This window comes from Halorubrum coriense DSM 10284 (assembly GCF_000337035.1).
Lineage (GTDB): Archaea > Halobacteriota > Halobacteria > Halobacteriales > Haloferacaceae > Halorubrum > Halorubrum coriense.
In genome coordinates this window covers 21,438-35,873 of record NZ_AOJL01000013.1, presented here as the reverse complement: position 1 = coordinate 35,873, position 14,436 = coordinate 21,438, and the positions used below count along the sequence as shown (strand labels likewise).

The following is a 14,436-nucleotide window of genomic DNA, read 5'->3' as shown; positions in this document are numbered from 1 at the left end:
TTTTGGTACATATTCTATATATTACTATATAATCCGTCTCGCTGCGGCCGAGGGGCGGTGGGCGACGGAAAGCGGCGGCGACCGAAATCGGCGGCGCGCCGTCGCCGCAGACCGCGAACCGAGACGTAGTTTTAAGTCCCCGTGACGGGAGAAGCCGGACGAATGACCCCTCCCACGACAGACGAGCCGCCGGCGCCGACGGCCTCCCGGGAAGAGGCGTGGGTGGCTCACGCCGCGCTGCTCGACGCCGCGCGGAACGCGACCGACGAGGACCCCGCGTACCGCCGCCCGATCGAGTCGATAGAGCGGGGGGCGGCGCTCGACGACGAGGGCGTCGCCCTGCTCCGGGACGCGCTCGTCGACTACCTCGGCGACGCGCCGGTCCGCGACCGCGCCCCCGGACGGGCGCTGTTGCGGCGCACGGACGAGGCGGCGGGCGCGCAGTCGCGGCGGGCGTAGGCCGACGGCCGCAGACGTGCGCGTCCGGCCGTCAGGGGCCGGCGTCCACCGCCTCGATCAGCAGTTCCGCCACGTCGACGATCTCGATCTGGTCCTCGAAGTCGCCCGTCTTCCGCCCGTCCTCGAACATCGTCGTACACATCGGACAGGCGACGACGAACTTCTCGACGGCCGCGCCCGCGTCGGTGTCCTCGACCGCCTCGCGCAGGCGCTCCTCGCTCGGCTTGACCGCCTCCTCGTGTTCGGTCCAGAGCCCGCCGCCGCCGCCGCCACAGCAGAACGAGTCGTCTCGGGACCGGGGCATCTCGTGGAGGTCGGCGCCGGTCGCGCGGATCAGCTCCCGGGGAGCCTCGTACTCGTCGTTGTACCGCCCGAGGTGACAGGGGTCGTGGTAGGTGACGGTGTAGTCGAGCTCGTCGCCGGAGAGGCCGAGGCGGCCCTTCTCGACTAACTCCTCGACGACCTGCGTCCAGTGGAACACGTCGACCGCGCCGTCGGCGTTCCACGGCTCCTCGCGGTCGAACGGCATCATCGGGTCGTCCGCGAACTCCGCGAAGTCGACCTCGGGGTACTCGTTTTTGATCGTGTTGTACGAGTGGGGGTCGGTACAGACGATGTTCTCGAACTCGCAGTCGGCGAACGTCTCGACGTGGTGGCCGGCGAGCTCGAGGTAGAGGAACTCCTCGCCGATCCGGCGGATGTCGTTGCCGTCCGTCTTCTCGTCGTCGAAGAGGATGCCGAACGACACGTCGGCCTCGTCGAACAGGCGGGCGAGCGCCCGCGCCACCTTCTTGTTCCGGTCGTCGAAGCTCGGGTAGTCGCCGACGTACCAGAGGTACTCCACCTCGGTCTCGCGGGCGTCCGGCACGTCGACGTCGTCGAGGTCGTCCGCCCAGTCGCCCCGCGTCGACTGCGACTCGCCGAAGGTGTTCCCCTTCCCCATCACGTCCTGGAACACGTCCTGGAGGTTCGAGTCGACCGCCCCCTCGTCGACGAGCTGGCGGTTCATCTTCGTGAAGGAGGTGAGATGTTCGATGTCGACCGGGCAGGCGTCCATACACGCCATACAGGACATACACGACTCCATCGACTCGGCGTCGATCACCCCGCCCTCGTCGGCGACGATGGGGACCGAACCTCCGTCTGCGCTCGCGACACCGCCGTCGGTCGCGACCGCCCCGCCACCGCTGCCCGCCACCGGGTCGTCGCTCACCGACTCCCGGTACGCCTTCAGGTCGAGGATGACGTTCCGGGGGTCGAGGTTGCGCCCGACCGTGTCGGCGGGACAGGCGTCGGTACAGCGCCCGCACTTCGTACAGGCGTCGCCGTCCAGTAGCTCCTTCCACGTGAAGTCGTCGAGCGACTCCGCGTTCGTGTGATCGAGGTCGGCGGGGACGTTCGGGAGCCGCGCGCCCGCCTTCTCGTCGCGGGCGACGACGTTCGCGAACGAGGAGATCATGTGGAACGGCTTCGCGTACGGGATCCACGCGACGAACGCGAACGCCAGCAGCGAGTGGCTCCACCAGAGGACGCCGTACGCCGCCTCGGCGCCCGCGGCCGTGAGCCCGGCCGTCTGTAGTCCGGTGGCGAGCGCCATCCCGACGAAGCTCACCGTCTCGGTCGCCCGCTGCGGCTGACCGACCATGCTCACGCCCTCGACGACGAAGCCGCCGACCCCGAGCAGGAACAGGGTCCAGAGGAACGCCGCGTCCTCGAAGGAGGTGTGTTTGCCCCACAGCCGCCCCTCGCGGTTCCGGTACCGGCGGTAGCCCGCCATCCCGACACCGACGACGAACAGCAGCCCGAACGCGTCGACGGCGAACTGGTAGGCCAGGTAGAAGTCGCCGACCCAGAACGACTCGCCCGTGAGCGGACGGTAGAGGTCGATGTCGATCCCGAGGATGGTCGTCGCGACGAGCAGGACGAGGAACCCCCACAGGACGAACGTGTGCATCACGCCGGTGTACAGGTCCCCGTCGAACTGGTTCTCGTTCGAGAGGACGGTCTTCGTCGCGGCGACCGTTCGGCCGGGGAGGTTCGACAGCCGGTCGCGGGGGTCGGCGCTCCCGCGCGCGTACGCCGCGAACCGCGCGTACACGCCGTACAGGAAGACGAGGATCGCGACGACGGCGAGCCAGTAGAACGCGGCCTTCCCCACGGGACCGATGGTCCAGAAGGTCTCGCGGGTGGCCGCCTGTAGGGGAGTCATGATCGATCACCGGGATAGGGTCGGGTTAAAACTTGCCACAACGAGGTGTTCGTCGCGCGGCGTTTCACCCGACGCCGGGACGGCGACGGGGCGCGCTCCTCGGGGACAGGGTCACGCGACCCGGAGGACCGCGGCCGCGAACATCGAGCCGGCGAGCGCCAGCGCCGGGGCGTCGACGCGGCGGAACGCCAGCCGCGGGAGCGTCGGGTTCCACGCGAAACACCGGGCGACGAGCGCGGTCCCCAGGCGGTCGGCGCGGGAGAACGCCCGCGAGAGGCCGCCGACCGCGACCAGCCGCATCCGCTCGCGGCGGGACCGCTCCGCGCCGAGTCGGGCCCGGACCGCCGCGCGCGAGGCCGCGAGGTCGCGTTTTAGGAGGGGGAGGAACCGGAAGACGAGCGCGACGCCGACGCCGAGGAAGACGCCGAACCGGCCGGGGACCGTCCGCTGGAGCGCCGCGCGCGACTCCCGCACCGGGGTCGACCGCACGTACGCGGCCGCGACGACGAGCAGCAGGAGGACGCGGTAGCTCGCGAGTCCCGTCGCGACGGCGCGCTCGACGCGAAACCACGGCGCGCCGACCGTCGCGCCCGCGACGAGCGGAGCGAAGAGGAGGACGGGGAACGCGACGCGGTAGCTCCACAGGTCCCGCGCGCCCCCGTCGGCGGCGCGCAGGCAGCCGACCGCGACGAGCGTGAGGAGGGCGAGCCCCCGCGGCGTGGTGTAGGCGTACGCGACGGCCGCGAACCCGACCTGAACGAGCAGCTTCGACCGCGGGTCGAGCCGGTGGGCGAGCGAGCCGCCGGGGACGAACGAGAGCGTCATTCGGCCGGGGACGCGAACTTCCCGCTCTCGGGGACCCGGACGTCGAGTCCGGGCAGCGCCGAGACCGCCTCGTCCGGGGGCGCGTCGACCGCGACCCGCCCGTCGGCGAGGCCGACGATCCGGTCGGCGAGCGCGGCGACGTCGCGGAGGTCGTGGGTGACGACGACGACGCCCGTCCCGCCGCGGTGAAGCGCCCGGAGCCGGTCCACGACCGACCGCCGCGCGGGCTCGTCGAGGCCGGTGAAGGGCTCGTCCAGCACGAGGTGGTCGGGATCCATCGCGAGCGCGCCGGCGATGGCGACGCGCTCGCGCTCGCCCCCCGAGAGGGAGTCGATCCGCTCGCGCTCCCGGCCCGCCATGTTCACCGCCGCGAGCGCGTCCGCGACGCGTCGGTCGATCTCGTCGTGCGAGAGTCCGAGGTTCTCCGGCCCGAACGCGACATCCGCGCCGACGGTGGCGGCGACCAGCTGGTCGCGCGGGTCCTGGAACACCATTCCGACCGCGGAGCGCGCGGCGACGAGGTCCTCGTCGACGGGCGTCCCGTTCACCGTCACGGTGCCGGCGTCCGGTTCGACGAGCCCGTTGAACGTCCGGACGAGGGTCGTCTTGCCCGAGCCGTTCGCGCCGGCGACGACGAGGAACTCGCCGTCGGGGACGGAGAGCGACACGTCGTCGACGGCGACGGTGGCGACCGCGGCGTCGGCGTCCCCGTCGCCCCCGCCCCGGCCGTACCGACACGTGACGCCGTCGAGGTCGATCACGCCGCGGCGATCGCGTCGGACCTGACGACGCCGACGGCGGCGGCGACCTTCAGGGCCTCGGCCGGGAGGAACGCGACCGCGCCGACGGTGACCGCCTCGACCGGCCCGAGCGAGAGGACGAGCGCGAGCCCGGCGACGCCGAAGCCGTAGATGACGACGGTGCCGAGGACCATCGCGCCGACGAGCGTCGGGAGGCCGACGGCGTCGAGGTCACGCGGCGTCGCGCCCCGGTGGACGACCGCGCCGACGACCGCCGCGGCGACCGGGTACGACCAGAGGTAGCCGGCCGACTGGCCGACGAGGGCCCCGACGCCCGCCGAGCCGCCCTCGAAGACCGGCGCGCCGAGCGCCCCGGCCGCAAGGTAGAGGACGAGCGAGGCCGGGCCCCAGACGGGGCCGAGGAAGATCCCGGCGAGGAAGACGCCGAGCACCTGAAGGGTCACGTCCACCGGGGAGACCGGGTTGGGGAACGTGACGTACGCGAACGCCCCGACGAGCGCCGCGAACAGCGCGGCTCGCGCGAGGTTCGTCGCCGCCTCGTCGCCGACGAGGTCGACGGACTCCGTGTTCGTTGCCATGGTTGAACGGTCTCGTAAACCCACTTCAACGTAGCGGTTTACGAGACGGACGCGGGCGGAGTGAGACGACCGAGTTCGTCGAACGACTACCGTGAGAACCCGCGGATAATCCTCGGATAATAACGTTCATGCCCGCCCGGCGTCCACGACGCGAGTATGCCCAAGATAAGCGTCGAGATCCCGGCGGAGCTCCTCGACGATCTCGACGAGCACGTCGGCGACGACGGGAAGTTCGTGAACCGCAGCGACGCGGTGCGCGCGTCGATCCGGAAGAACCTCGACCTGCTCGACGAGATCGACGCCCGCCACGACCGCCTCGACGACGGGGGACCGTCGACCGCGACCGGGCCCGGCGAGGGGAGCGATGAGTAGCCGGGCGACGGGCGGCCAGCGGGACCCCTTCCGGACCGACCCGCTCGACCGGTCGGCGGTCGCGGCGGTCGCGCTCGTCACGCTGTTCACCGTCGCGCTCGCGACGGCGCAGGTCACAGCGGCGAAGGTGCTCGCGCTCCCCCTCCCGTTCGCGCTGCCGGTCGTCGGGCCCGAGATCACGCTGCCGGGGGCCGCGCTCGCGTACGCGCTCACCTTCCTCGCGTCGGACTGCTACGCGGAGCTGTACGGGCGGCGGGCGACGCAGGTCGTCGTCAACGTCGCGTTCGTCGCCAACTTCCTCGTGTTGGCGCTCGTCTGGTCGACGCTCGCGGCCCCGGGAATCGACCCCGAGGTGTCGGCCGCCTTCCAGACGGCGCTCGGCCCGGCGGCGAACGTCGTCGCCGGCAGCCTGCTGGCGTACGTCGTCAGTCAGAACTGGGACGTGTTCGTGTTCCACGCGATCCGCGACCGCACCGGCGAGCGGATGCTGTGGCTGCGCAACCTCGCGTCGACGGCGACGAGTCAGGCGCTCGACACCGCCATCTTCGTCGGCGTCGCCTTCTACGCTGCTCCGGTCCTGCTGGGCGTCGGGAGCCCGCTCCCGGGGAGCGTCCTGCTCGCGCTCGGGCTGGGCCAGTACCTCCTCAAGCTCGCGATCGCCGTCCTCGACACGCCGGTCGTCTACCTCGTCGTCGGCGCGGTCCGAGACTGACCGAACCGGCCGGGGACGGCCTCGTTTTCGCCTCGCCGGCAGTTCAGGCGACCGCCAGCGCCCGCGCCGGGCGGTCAGGGAGGTCGACCGGGACCTGGTCGAAGGAGTCGCCCGCGTCGCGGGTGACGAAGAGCCCCCGATTCGAGAGCGCCCAGATCTCTCCGGCGGCCCGCCCGGTCGCGAGGACCGCGCGGTGCGTCCCCGATCCCGTCGGGAATCCGCGGTCGTCGAGGCGCTCGAACCGGCCGAGGTCGTCCGCGGACCCCTCGTTTCCCGCGCCGTCTCGGCGGTAGCGGTACAGGAACGCCTCGCCGCGGCGGTGGGCCGCGGTCGCGCTCTCGGCCGCGCTGACGATCGCGGTGTCGGGGTCGCCGGGGTCGACCGCGAGCCCCCAGACGTAGCCGTGATCGAGGCCGGCGTCGCGGGCGCGCCACGAGTCGCCCCGGTCGTCGCTCTCGGCGAACCCGTCGCCGGCGGCGGCGTAGACGCGGTCGGGGGCGTCCGGGTGGGTCGCCATCGCGTGCGTGTCGCGACGCGACCCCGGCGGCCGGTCGGTCCACGTCTCGCCGCCGTCGGCCGTCACGGCGAGCGCGCCCGCCTCGATACCGACGAGCCACCGCTCCGGGTCGGCCGGGCAGGGTTCGATCCACCGCACGTGGTGGGTGTCGGGTCGGGGCGGAAACGACCACTCGGACGCCGACGGGAGGTCGGTCAGCCCGTCGATCCGCCTCGCCGTCTCGCCGCCGTCCGCGGAGCGGTACGCCCGCGAGGGCTCCGTGCCGATCCAGACGACTTCGGGGTCGTGCGGGCTCGTCGCGACCGCGGTCACCGCGTCCGGGCCGGACCCCTCGGGGCCGAGCGTCACGGCGGCCGCGCGGGTGAACCGCTCGCCGCCGTCGACGGAGCGGAACAGTCCCGCCTCCGACGTCCCCGCGAGGACGCGCGCCGATCCGGTCGCGTCGCCATCGTCGGCGGCGGTCCGCGCCGCACCGGGCGTCGCCGAGAGGCACTCGACGCGCTGGCCCGACAGGCGCGTCTCGACCGCGCCGGTCGCGGGGTCGACGAGCCGGACCCCGTCGTCGTAGGCCGCGTAGATGCGCATATCTCGGCGTTCGGGCACCGGAGTGAAAAGCGTACGCCGGGTCGCCGCGGGGGCCGACGCCTCGGCGCGTCGACGCGATGGGCGTCCGCGGACGGGTTCCACGAGCGCAAGAGACTTACCGCCGCCCCCCGTGCGAACTGTACGCATGGATCTTCGCGTTCAGGGGGACGTCCCCCCAGACCCGTTTCTCGGCGCGGCGGACCTCTTCGAGACCGAGCGCTCCGTCGAGGCGCCGGTCCGCGTCGTGGTCCGCGACGACCCCGACGAGCGGACCTGGGCCGGCCACTACGACGACCACCACGTCCTGAACGTCTCCCGACGGGCCGCCACGAGCGCGATGGCGCGCGAACTGGCGATCCACGAACTCGCGCACATGGCCCGCTACGAGGAGGGCCACCCCTCGCACCTCCAGTCCACGGAGGAGGCGCTGTACCTCGGCCTCTCCGGCGAGTCGGTCGAACGGCGAAAGCTCGCCCACTGTTACCAGATCGCGAATCACATGAAAGACATCTACGCCGACGACATCACGCTCTCCGTCGCCCCCGCGGACAAGCTCCTCGGCTTCCTCGAGTCGACGCTGGCGGCCGCGGTCGCGGACCGCCCCGACGTGTCGCGGACCGGGTCGCCGCCGGTGACGGCCGGAGCCGACCCGGAGATAACGGCCGTCAACGCCGCGTTCGCGCTCGCCCTCGTGGAGCGCCACGACATCGCCGGCCCCGACCACCGGATCTACGACCTCGCGCGGGCGGCCGGCAGCGACACGGACGCGGTCGACGTCGACGCGTTCAAAAAGCGGTTCCTCGACCTCGGGCACGACCCCTCGGAGAGCGACTACCGGAAGGCGCTCGTCGCGGCCGCCCGCGCGTACGCCGTCTGAGTCCGGCGTTCGGCGGGCGGAGCGCCGTCGTCCGTCGACGCCCGCGGGAGGTTCCCGAAACGCGCCTCGACGGCGTCTACGGCGAGTCGTTCTGCGCGGCGTCGCCGCCCGCGTCCGCTTCCGCCGCCCCGGTCTCGTCGGTCGAATCGGCGGCCTCGACCGGCGCGGTCGAGTCCGTCGCCGCGGGGGTCCCGTCGAGGACCGTCACCCGCGCGGACATGATCCGGGTGTTGTCGACGCGCTCGATGCGGATCCGGATGCTGTCGAACTCGATCTCCTCGCCCTCCTCGACGAGTCGCCCGGCGCGGTTGAACACGAAGCCGGCGAGCGTCTCGAACTCCTCGCCCTCCGGGAGGTCGATCCCGAGTATCTCGTTGACCTCGTCGATGTTCACCTCGCCTTGGACGACCGCGACGTTGTCGTCGACGAACTCCACCGGGGCCTCCTCGTCGCCCTCTAAGATCTCGCCGACGATCTCCTCGACCATGTCCTCCAGGGTGATGATCCCCTCCGTGGTGCCGAACTCGTCGATGACCGTCACCATCTGGAGGCGGTTGTCCTGCATCTCCGCGAGCAGCTCATCCGCGTTCTTCGACTCGGGGACGTGGAGCGTGGGCTTGACGACCCGTTCGAGGGAGGGTTCCCCCTCCGAGTAGCGCAGTTCGCGCACCAGGTCGCGCACCGTCACCACGCCGATGATGTTGTCGAGGTTCCCCTCGTACACCGGGACGCGCTCGTGGTCGGCCTGGATACACGTCTCGATCGCCTCCTCGACCGAGTCCTCCTTCGCGACCGCCGTGACGTCGAGCCGCGGCGTCATCACCTCCTTGGCGATGGTGTTGTTGAACCGGAAGATGCGGTCGAGCATCTCCCGCTCCTCCTCCTCGATGACGCCCTCGCGCTCGCCCGTCTCGATGATGTCTTGTATCTCGTCGCGGGTGACGTACGTCGACTCGATGGCCGCCGAGCCGCCGATGACGCTGTTGACGCCTTTGACGATGTAGTCGAAGAGGACGACGAGCGGGTAGAGCGCGTACTCCGAGGCCTTCAGGGGGCGGGCGATTCGGAGCGCCCACGACTCGGTGTTCTCGACGGCGTACGACTTCGGCGCGCTCTCGCCGAAGATCAGCACGAGCGTCGTGATGCCGAACGTCGTCGCCAGCACCGACTGCCCCCGGGAGAGGTAGATCCCGAAGAGCGCGGTGGCGATGGAGGTCATCGCCACGTTGACGATGTTGTTGCCGACGAGGATCGTCACCAGCAGTCGGTGGGGGTTCTGTTTCATGTCCCGGATCGTCTCCGCCCCCGTCACCCCCTCGTCGACGAGGCTGTCGATGCGGTGTTGCGGCAGCGAGAACATCGCGATCTCGGACGAGGAGAAGAACGCCGAGAGCCCGACCAACAGGAGGATCGCAGCGACGCCGAGGGCGGTCACGATTCCCTCGCCCGGCATCGGTATCTGGAGGACGTCGATCACCGGCGCGCTAGACGACAAGCCCATATCCGTTTGTCATCCGTCGGCCCGCGATTAAAGCGTTCCCTTCGGCAACCCTCGACCGGACGGAACAAGCGGTCCGAGGCGGCTCGGGTCCGCCGCACCCGCGGGGTGCCGCTGCCGACACGATTACCCGTCTCGCGAGCGAATCGCGGGACATGAGCGAGCCACAGATCACCCTGTACCGGCTTCAGGCGTGTCCGTTCTGCGAGCGCGTGGTCCGGACGCTGGACGAACTCGACCTGGAGTATCGGTCCCGGTACGTCGAGCCGATGCACTCCGAGCGCAACGTCGTCAAGCGCGTCTCCGGCGCGCGGAGCGTCCCGGCGATCGTCGACCGCGAGACCGGCGTCACCATGTCCGAGAGCGCGAACATCGTCGAGTACCTGAACGGGACCTACGGCGAGGGAGGTGCCTGAGATGGTCGACTTCGACGTCGTCTCGCTCCCGGAGACCGACCACGTCGCCGAGGGCGACACCGCGCCCGACTTCACTCGCCCGCTCGTGAACGACGAGTACTGGGAGGACCGCGCGCTCGCCGACGTCGTCGACGGGCCGACCCTCCTGTTGTTCCACCCGATGGACGGCGCGTTCCAGGGGACGTACCTGTACAACACCGTCGACGACCACGGGTGGAGCGACGACGTCGACGTCCTCGGCGTCTCCATCTCGACGCCGTACGCCCACAAGCGGCTGCTCGCCGACCGCGGCGACGGCGTTCGGATCTTCTCGGACCCGGGCGCGGACGTGATCGAGGAGTACGGCCTCGCGCACGACATCGACGGCATGACGGGGATCACGGAGAGCCGCCCGGCCGTCTTCCTGCTCGACGCCGACCGCACCGTCGAGCACGCGTGGGTCGCGAGCGAGCACCCGGAGTTCCCCGACGGCGAAGCGATCGACGACGCGGTCGCCGACCTCGTCGACTGATCCGGTCGCCGGCTTCGCCGATTGACGCCGCCGACCGTCGGCGACCACCGCAGCCGCTCGCGCCGGTGCGTGCGCCGCGCATCCACTCGTCACCCTTTTTCAACTCCGCGTCGAACGGACGGCCGTGACTGCCGACACGAGCGACGACCCGGACCGATCCGACGAGCTGCGCGCGGCGGCCGCCGCCGTCGACCGCGGGGAACTCGTCGTCTACCCGACCGAGACGGTGTACGGGCTCGGCGCGGACGCGCTCGACGCGGCCGCCGTCGAGCGCGCCTTCGACCTGAAGGGTCGCGACCGGTCGAACCCGCTCTCGCTCGGCGTGGCGAGCGTCGACGACGCCCTGCGCTACACCCGCCCGACGGAGCGGGCGGTGGCCTTCGCCCGGGCGTTCCTCCCGGGGCCGGTGACCGTCGTCGTCGAGCGCGGCGACCGCGTGCCGGACGCGCTCACCGCCGGCCGCGACCACGTCGGGATCCGCGTGCCGGACCACGACCTCGCGCGGGCGCTCATGGCCGAGACCGGTCCCCTCACGGCGACGAGCGCCAACGTCTCCGGGACCGGGAGCGTCACCGACCTCGGCGACCTCGACGACCGGGTCCGCGAGGGGGTCGCCGCCGTGATCGACGGCGGCGAGACGCCCGGGACCGAGAGCACGGTCGTCGACCCGGACGCGGGGACGATCCACCGGCGCGGCGCGATGGCCGGGGCCATCGAGGCGTGGCTGGCGGACCCGCCGGTGGACGGGTAGGAGCGTCCGCGAGAAGCGGTCGGAGCGTCAGACGGAGAGGTCGCCCTTCGCCTTGATCACGTCGAGGTCCTCGGCGTCGACCGTCTCGACGTCGAGCCAGTGGGGGACGTACTCGCGTTTGTCGTAGGCCTCGCGCTCGTCCTCGGTGCCGACGGTACACCAGAGCTGAGGCTCGTCCGGGCCGTGCCAGCCGCCCTGGACGTTGATGCCGAAACAGACCAGCTCCTCGCCGTCGTGCTCGATCACCGCGTCCTTCCGTATGTCGGGGTCGCCGCGGATGATGAGGTGGTACATGTGCCGGGGTTCGCGTGTTCCGGGCTTAATCGCTTCGATACCGCAGATTGGAAGCGGGGTCGGAGCCGCGTCGCGCTCACCACCCCGCGTCGAGGTCCGCGACGAGCGCGCCGAGGATCTCCCGCGTCGTCGCCTCGACGATCGGTTCGAGCGCGTCCGGGTCGCTGTTCGTCGGGTCGCCGAGCCCGCCTAGTTCGGTCACCTGATCGAAGTACTCATAGCTCCGGGTGCGGGGCATCTCGTCCGCCTCCTGCGGCGTCTTTTCTTCCGTCCGAACGAGGTCCGGGCGGTACAGCTCGACGAAGCTCGTCTCGTGGTCGCCGGCGTGACCCCACCCCTCGCCGTACGCCTCCTCCAAGTCCTCTCGCGCGAAGTCCGTCCAGTGGACGAAGTGGACCGTCAGGTCGGTGTCGCGGCCGAGCCGGTCGGCGGCGATCGACAGCGGCTCCCGGTTGCCGCCGTGGGTGTTCACGATCAGGAGGCGGTCGACGCCGTGTTCCGCGACCGACTCGCCGATTTCGCGGACCACGTCGACGTACGTCTCCGTCGAGAGGGTGATCGTCCCCGGGAACCGCATGTGGTGTTCCGACTGGCCGTACGGGAGGGTTGGGAGCCGCAGCAGGTCGAGGTCGAACTCGCCGGCTGCGTCGACGAGCTCCGCCGTCAGGTGGTCCGCGCGGAGCGTGTCGGTCGACACCGGGAGGTGCGGCCCGTGCTGCTCGATGCTGCCGGCCGGGAGGACCGCGAAGTCGGCGTCGTCGACCGCGGTCTCGGCGTCCTCCCACGTCATGCCGAACAGGTCGGCGTCCGTCTCTGGCATGGCGGCGATCCGGAGCCGGGCGAGGAAAGGTTCGGGGTAGCGGCGACCGTCTCAACCGGAGTAGTAGTACTCGCCGTCGCGCTTCTGCTGGCTGTCGAGCTGCGAGCCGGGCTTGTTGATCCGGGGGCGTCCGGTGCGCTCGTCGCGGCGGAAGGTGATCTCGAGGTCGGCGAGGAACTCGTTCATCCCGTCGCGCATGTCCTGCGGCGGGGCCGCCCGCCCGTGCTCGGCCGGCTCGCCGTCGAACACCATCAGGCGGTCGGCGAGGAGGTCGATCATGTAGATGTCGTGGTCGATCACCATCACCGTCGCGTCGTGGTTCTCGGCGTACCGGCGGATCGCGGTCGTCGCCCGCACGCGCTGCTCCACGTCGAGGTGGGCGGAGGGCTCGTCGAGCAGGTAGAGGTCGGCGTCGTCGGAGAGACACGCGGCGATGGCGACGCGCTGGCGCTCCCCGCCCGAGAGGTCCGAGAGGTTCTGCTCCATGACGCGCTCCAGCTGGAGCGGCTGGGCGATCTCGGTGTTCCAGTAGGAGGAGCCGAACTCGTCGGTGATCGACGAGAGGAACGCGTCGACCCGCATGTGCTGGTCGATGTCGATGTACTGCGGCTTGTAGGAGATGTCGAGCGCGAAGTCGAGCTCGCCCTCGTCGGGTTCCAAGTCGCCGGTGAACAGCTGCGCGAGCGTCGACTTCCCGATCCCGTTCGGGCCGACGACGCCGAGCACCTCCGAGCGGTTGATCTCGCCGCCCTCGACGCGGAGTTCGAACTCGCCGTCCCCGTACGACTTCCGCAGGTCCGGGTACTCGATCAGCGTCTCGCTCCGGGAGGCGACCCGGGGCGCGTGCTCCTCGAAGGTGATCGCCGAGGGGCGGATCCGCATGTTCTCGTTGTCGAGGTATCCCTTCAGGTACTCGTTGATGCCCTTCCGGACCGACTTCGGGTCGGTGATGACCCCGTACGCGCCGGGCTCACCGTACGCGACGTGGAGGGTGTCCGCGAGGAGGTCGAGGATGGCGAGGTCGTGTTCGACGACGAGCATCGACCGGTCGGCCGCGTCGTCGTCCGCGAGCTCGCGGATGAGCCGGGCGACGATCATCCGCTGGCCGATGTCGAGGTACGGCGTGATCTCGTCGAGGAAGTAGAAGTCGGCGTCGCGGGCGAGACACGCCGCGATGGCGACGCGCTGGAGTTCGCCGCCGGAGATGGAGTCGATGTCCTGGTCCATCACCGGGCGGATGTTGAGCCGGTCGACGAGGTCGTCGAGCGCGCCGCGCTCGTCGGTCCGCTCCAGCAGTTCGCGGGTGTTGCCGTCGAACTGGTTCGGGATCTGGTCGACGTACTGCGGCTTGCGCGCGACCGTCACGTCGCCGTCGCGAAGCGATTCGAGGTAGTTCTGGAGCCCGGTGCCGCGGAAGCGGTCGAGGACGCGCTCCCAGTCGCCGTCGGCGGCGTGGTCGCCGAGGTTCGGGACCATCTCGCCGGCGAGCGCGTGGACGGCCGTCGACTTCCCGATCCCGTTCGGCCCGAGGATCCCGGTGACGCTGCCCGGTTCGGGGGTCGGGAGGCCGTACAGCGAGAACGCGTTGTCGCCGTAGCGGTGGACCGGATCGTCGTCAAGCTCGGAGGGGAGGTTGATGATCTCGATGGCGTCGAACGGACACGAGTTGACGCAGATGCCGCAGGTCTCGCCCAGACAGATCTCCTCGGAGATGTGGATCTGATCCGGGTCGCCCTCCTCGGCGTCCTCGCCGCGCGTCGTGATACACTCCTTGCCCGTCCGGTTGGGCGGGCAGTCCTTCATACACTCGTAGTTACAGCGGTCGGGCTGACACCGATCGAGGTCCACGACCGCGATGCTGTCGTCGGCCATCTCAGACCCCCAACTCGACGCCGGACGTCAGGAGGACGGTGTAACTGATGAACCAGAGGGTGAACGTGAGAAACGCGATGTAGAGGTTGTCTTTGACGCCGAAGTCCCCGACGCCGATGGCTTTGAACACCGGGTACTGGGCGATGACGAACGCGCCGAGCACGAACACCGCGGTGGTGCTCGCGGCGGACGCCGGATCGGTGCCGACGTAGACGGCCGAAACGACGCCGGCGGCGATCCCGGCGAGACAGCAGATGGTCGTGACGACCACGCCGCGCGCGTGGTCGGAGAGGCCCGAGTCGTCGCTCATGCCATCGGATCCGCGAGCGCCCGTGAAAAGCCGTTCGTTCCCGCCGCCGGTCACGGGTGAGACGGGAGC

General features: G+C 70.8%; 17 protein-coding genes. 7 read left to right on the top strand and 10 right to left on the bottom strand.

What is annotated here, in order from left to right; translation table 11 throughout:
* Positions 1–162: 162 nt before the first annotated feature.
* Positions 163–459: a DUF7853 family protein gene (locus C464_RS02380; RefSeq protein WP_006111902.1), complete on the top strand. Its 297-nt coding sequence runs from the start codon at positions 163–165 to the stop codon at positions 457–459.
* Between the two features lie 31 nt (positions 460–490).
* Here C464_RS02380 and C464_RS02375 read toward each other — a convergent pair whose 3' ends face one another.
* The 4 genes from C464_RS02375 to C464_RS02360 form a co-directional block, all read right to left on the bottom strand.
* Positions 491–2,668, bottom strand: a complete 2,178-nt coding sequence (locus C464_RS02375) for a (Fe-S)-binding protein (protein WP_006111901.1) — start codon at positions 2,666–2,668, stop codon at positions 491–493.
* A gap of 111 nt (positions 2,669–2,779) precedes the next feature.
* A complete protein-coding gene (locus C464_RS02370) occupies positions 2,780–3,493 on the bottom strand; it encodes an energy-coupling factor transporter transmembrane component T family protein (protein WP_006111900.1) in 714 nt (237 codons plus the stop codon).
* Complete coding sequence (locus tag C464_RS02365) at positions 3,490–4,254, bottom strand: energy-coupling factor ABC transporter ATP-binding protein (protein ID WP_006111899.1); 765 nt, start codon at positions 4,252–4,254, stop codon at positions 3,490–3,492. The genes C464_RS02370 and C464_RS02365 overlap by 4 nt, the downstream gene beginning before the upstream one ends.
* The gene (locus tag C464_RS02360; protein WP_006111898.1) at positions 4,251–4,832 is read right to left on the bottom strand and encodes a biotin transporter BioY; all 582 of its coding nucleotides are present in this window, start codon (positions 4,830–4,832) and stop codon (positions 4,251–4,253) included. Before C464_RS02360 ends, C464_RS02365 begins: the two co-directional genes overlap by 4 nt.
* Before the next feature lie 156 nt (positions 4,833–4,988).
* Here C464_RS02360 and C464_RS02355 point away from each other — a divergent pair, with 156 nt between their 5' ends.
* Together C464_RS02355 and C464_RS02350 are read left to right on the top strand one after the other, a co-directional pair.
* A complete protein-coding gene (locus C464_RS02355; protein WP_006111897.1) occupies positions 4,989–5,204 on the top strand; it encodes a ribbon-helix-helix domain-containing protein in 216 nt (71 codons plus the stop codon).
* The gene (locus tag C464_RS02350; protein WP_006111896.1) at positions 5,197–5,916 is read left to right on the top strand and encodes a queuosine precursor transporter; all 720 of its coding nucleotides are present in this window, start codon (positions 5,197–5,199) and stop codon (positions 5,914–5,916) included. The genes C464_RS02355 and C464_RS02350 overlap by 8 nt, the downstream gene beginning before the upstream one ends.
* 43 nt (positions 5,917–5,959) lie before the next feature.
* Here the strand turns inward: C464_RS02350 and C464_RS02345 are convergent, their stop codons facing one another.
* Complete coding sequence (locus C464_RS02345; protein ID WP_006111895.1) at positions 5,960–7,018, bottom strand: WD40/YVTN/BNR-like repeat-containing protein; 1,059 nt, start codon at positions 7,016–7,018, stop codon at positions 5,960–5,962.
* Between the two features lie 145 nt (positions 7,019–7,163).
* Here C464_RS02345 and C464_RS02340 point away from each other — a divergent pair, with 145 nt between their 5' ends.
* Positions 7,164–7,895 carry a DUF5781 family protein gene (locus C464_RS02340; protein WP_006111894.1) on the top strand — a complete coding sequence of 244 codons (732 nt, stop codon included), beginning with the start codon at positions 7,164–7,166 and terminating at the stop codon, positions 7,893–7,895.
* Positions 7,896–7,971: 76 nt separating this feature from the next.
* On the opposite strand, the gene C464_RS02335 is transcribed toward C464_RS02340, so the two are convergent.
* On the bottom strand, positions 7,972–9,396 hold the full coding sequence (locus tag C464_RS02335; RefSeq protein WP_006111893.1) for a hemolysin family protein: 1,425 nt from the start codon (positions 9,394–9,396) through the stop codon (positions 7,972–7,974).
* Between the two features lie 152 nt (positions 9,397–9,548).
* On the opposite strand from C464_RS02335, the gene C464_RS02330 reads away from it, so the two are divergent.
* From C464_RS02330 to C464_RS02320, 3 genes are all read left to right on the top strand, one after another.
* The gene (locus C464_RS02330) at positions 9,549–9,809 is read left to right on the top strand and encodes a glutaredoxin family protein (protein WP_006111892.1); all 261 of its coding nucleotides are present in this window, start codon (positions 9,549–9,551) and stop codon (positions 9,807–9,809) included.
* A gap of 1 nt (position 9,810) precedes the next feature.
* The gene (locus C464_RS02325; RefSeq protein ID WP_006111891.1) at positions 9,811–10,320 is read left to right on the top strand and encodes a redoxin domain-containing protein; all 510 of its coding nucleotides are present in this window, start codon (positions 9,811–9,813) and stop codon (positions 10,318–10,320) included.
* 124 nt (positions 10,321–10,444) lie between these two features.
* Positions 10,445–11,071 carry an L-threonylcarbamoyladenylate synthase gene (locus tag C464_RS02320; RefSeq protein WP_006111890.1) on the top strand — a complete coding sequence of 209 codons (627 nt, stop codon included), beginning with the start codon at positions 10,445–10,447 and terminating at the stop codon, positions 11,069–11,071.
* Between the two features lie 27 nt (positions 11,072–11,098).
* Here the strand turns inward: C464_RS02320 and C464_RS02315 are convergent, their stop codons facing one another.
* The 4 genes from C464_RS02315 to C464_RS02300 all read right to left on the bottom strand — a co-directional run bounded on the left by C464_RS02315 (position 11,099) and on the right by C464_RS02300 (position 14,367).
* Positions 11,099–11,365, bottom strand: coding sequence for an HAH_0734 family protein (locus tag C464_RS02315; protein WP_006111889.1), 267 nt, complete (start codon positions 11,363–11,365; stop codon positions 11,099–11,101).
* A 76-nt stretch (positions 11,366–11,441) separates the two neighbouring features.
* Positions 11,442–12,185, bottom strand: coding sequence for a creatininase family protein (locus C464_RS02310; RefSeq protein WP_006111888.1), 744 nt, complete (start codon positions 12,183–12,185; stop codon positions 11,442–11,444).
* A gap of 51 nt (positions 12,186–12,236) precedes the next feature.
* On the bottom strand, positions 12,237–14,057 hold the full coding sequence (locus C464_RS02305; RefSeq protein WP_006111887.1) for a ribosome biogenesis/translation initiation ATPase RLI: 1,821 nt from the start codon (positions 14,055–14,057) through the stop codon (positions 12,237–12,239).
* Position 14,058: 1 nt separating this feature from the next.
* Positions 14,059–14,367 carry an EMC6-like membrane protein gene (locus C464_RS02300; RefSeq protein WP_006111886.1) on the bottom strand — a complete coding sequence of 103 codons (309 nt, stop codon included), beginning with the start codon at positions 14,365–14,367 and terminating at the stop codon, positions 14,059–14,061.
* Positions 14,368–14,436: the final 69 nt, after the last annotated feature.

Coding starts and splice junctions, on each gene's coding strand:
- C464_RS02305 (WP_006111887.1), bottom strand. CDS start 14,057: ATGGCCGACGACAGCATCGCGGTCGTGGACCTCGATCGGTGTCAGCCC.
- C464_RS02355 (WP_006111897.1), top strand. CDS start 4,989: ATGCCCAAGATAAGCGTCGAGATCCCGGCGGAGCTCCTCGACGATCTC.
- C464_RS02315 (WP_006111889.1), bottom strand. CDS start 11,365: ATGTACCACCTCATCATCCGCGGCGACCCCGACATACGGAAGGACGCG.
- C464_RS02345 (WP_006111895.1), bottom strand. CDS start 7,018: ATGCGCATCTACGCGGCCTACGACGACGGGGTCCGGCTCGTCGACCCC.
- C464_RS02340 (WP_006111894.1), top strand. CDS start 7,164: ATGGATCTTCGCGTTCAGGGGGACGTCCCCCCAGACCCGTTTCTCGGC.
- C464_RS02375 (WP_006111901.1), bottom strand. CDS start 2,668: ATGACTCCCCTACAGGCGGCCACCCGCGAGACCTTCTGGACCATCGGT.
- C464_RS02350 (WP_006111896.1), top strand. CDS start 5,197: ATGAGTAGCCGGGCGACGGGCGGCCAGCGGGACCCCTTCCGGACCGAC.
- C464_RS02380 (WP_006111902.1), top strand. CDS start 163: ATGACCCCTCCCACGACAGACGAGCCGCCGGCGCCGACGGCCTCCCGG.
- C464_RS02300 (WP_006111886.1), bottom strand. CDS start 14,367: ATGAGCGACGACTCGGGCCTCTCCGACCACGCGCGCGGCGTGGTCGTC.
- C464_RS02310 (WP_006111888.1), bottom strand. CDS start 12,185: ATGCCAGAGACGGACGCCGACCTGTTCGGCATGACGTGGGAGGACGCC.
- C464_RS02370 (WP_006111900.1), bottom strand. CDS start 3,493: ATGACGCTCTCGTTCGTCCCCGGCGGCTCGCTCGCCCACCGGCTCGAC.
- C464_RS02335 (WP_006111893.1), bottom strand. CDS start 9,396: ATGGGCTTGTCGTCTAGCGCGCCGGTGATCGACGTCCTCCAGATACCG.
- C464_RS02325 (WP_006111891.1), top strand. CDS start 9,811: ATGGTCGACTTCGACGTCGTCTCGCTCCCGGAGACCGACCACGTCGCC.
- C464_RS02330 (WP_006111892.1), top strand. CDS start 9,549: ATGAGCGAGCCACAGATCACCCTGTACCGGCTTCAGGCGTGTCCGTTC.
- C464_RS02360 (WP_006111898.1), bottom strand. CDS start 4,832: ATGGCAACGAACACGGAGTCCGTCGACCTCGTCGGCGACGAGGCGGCG.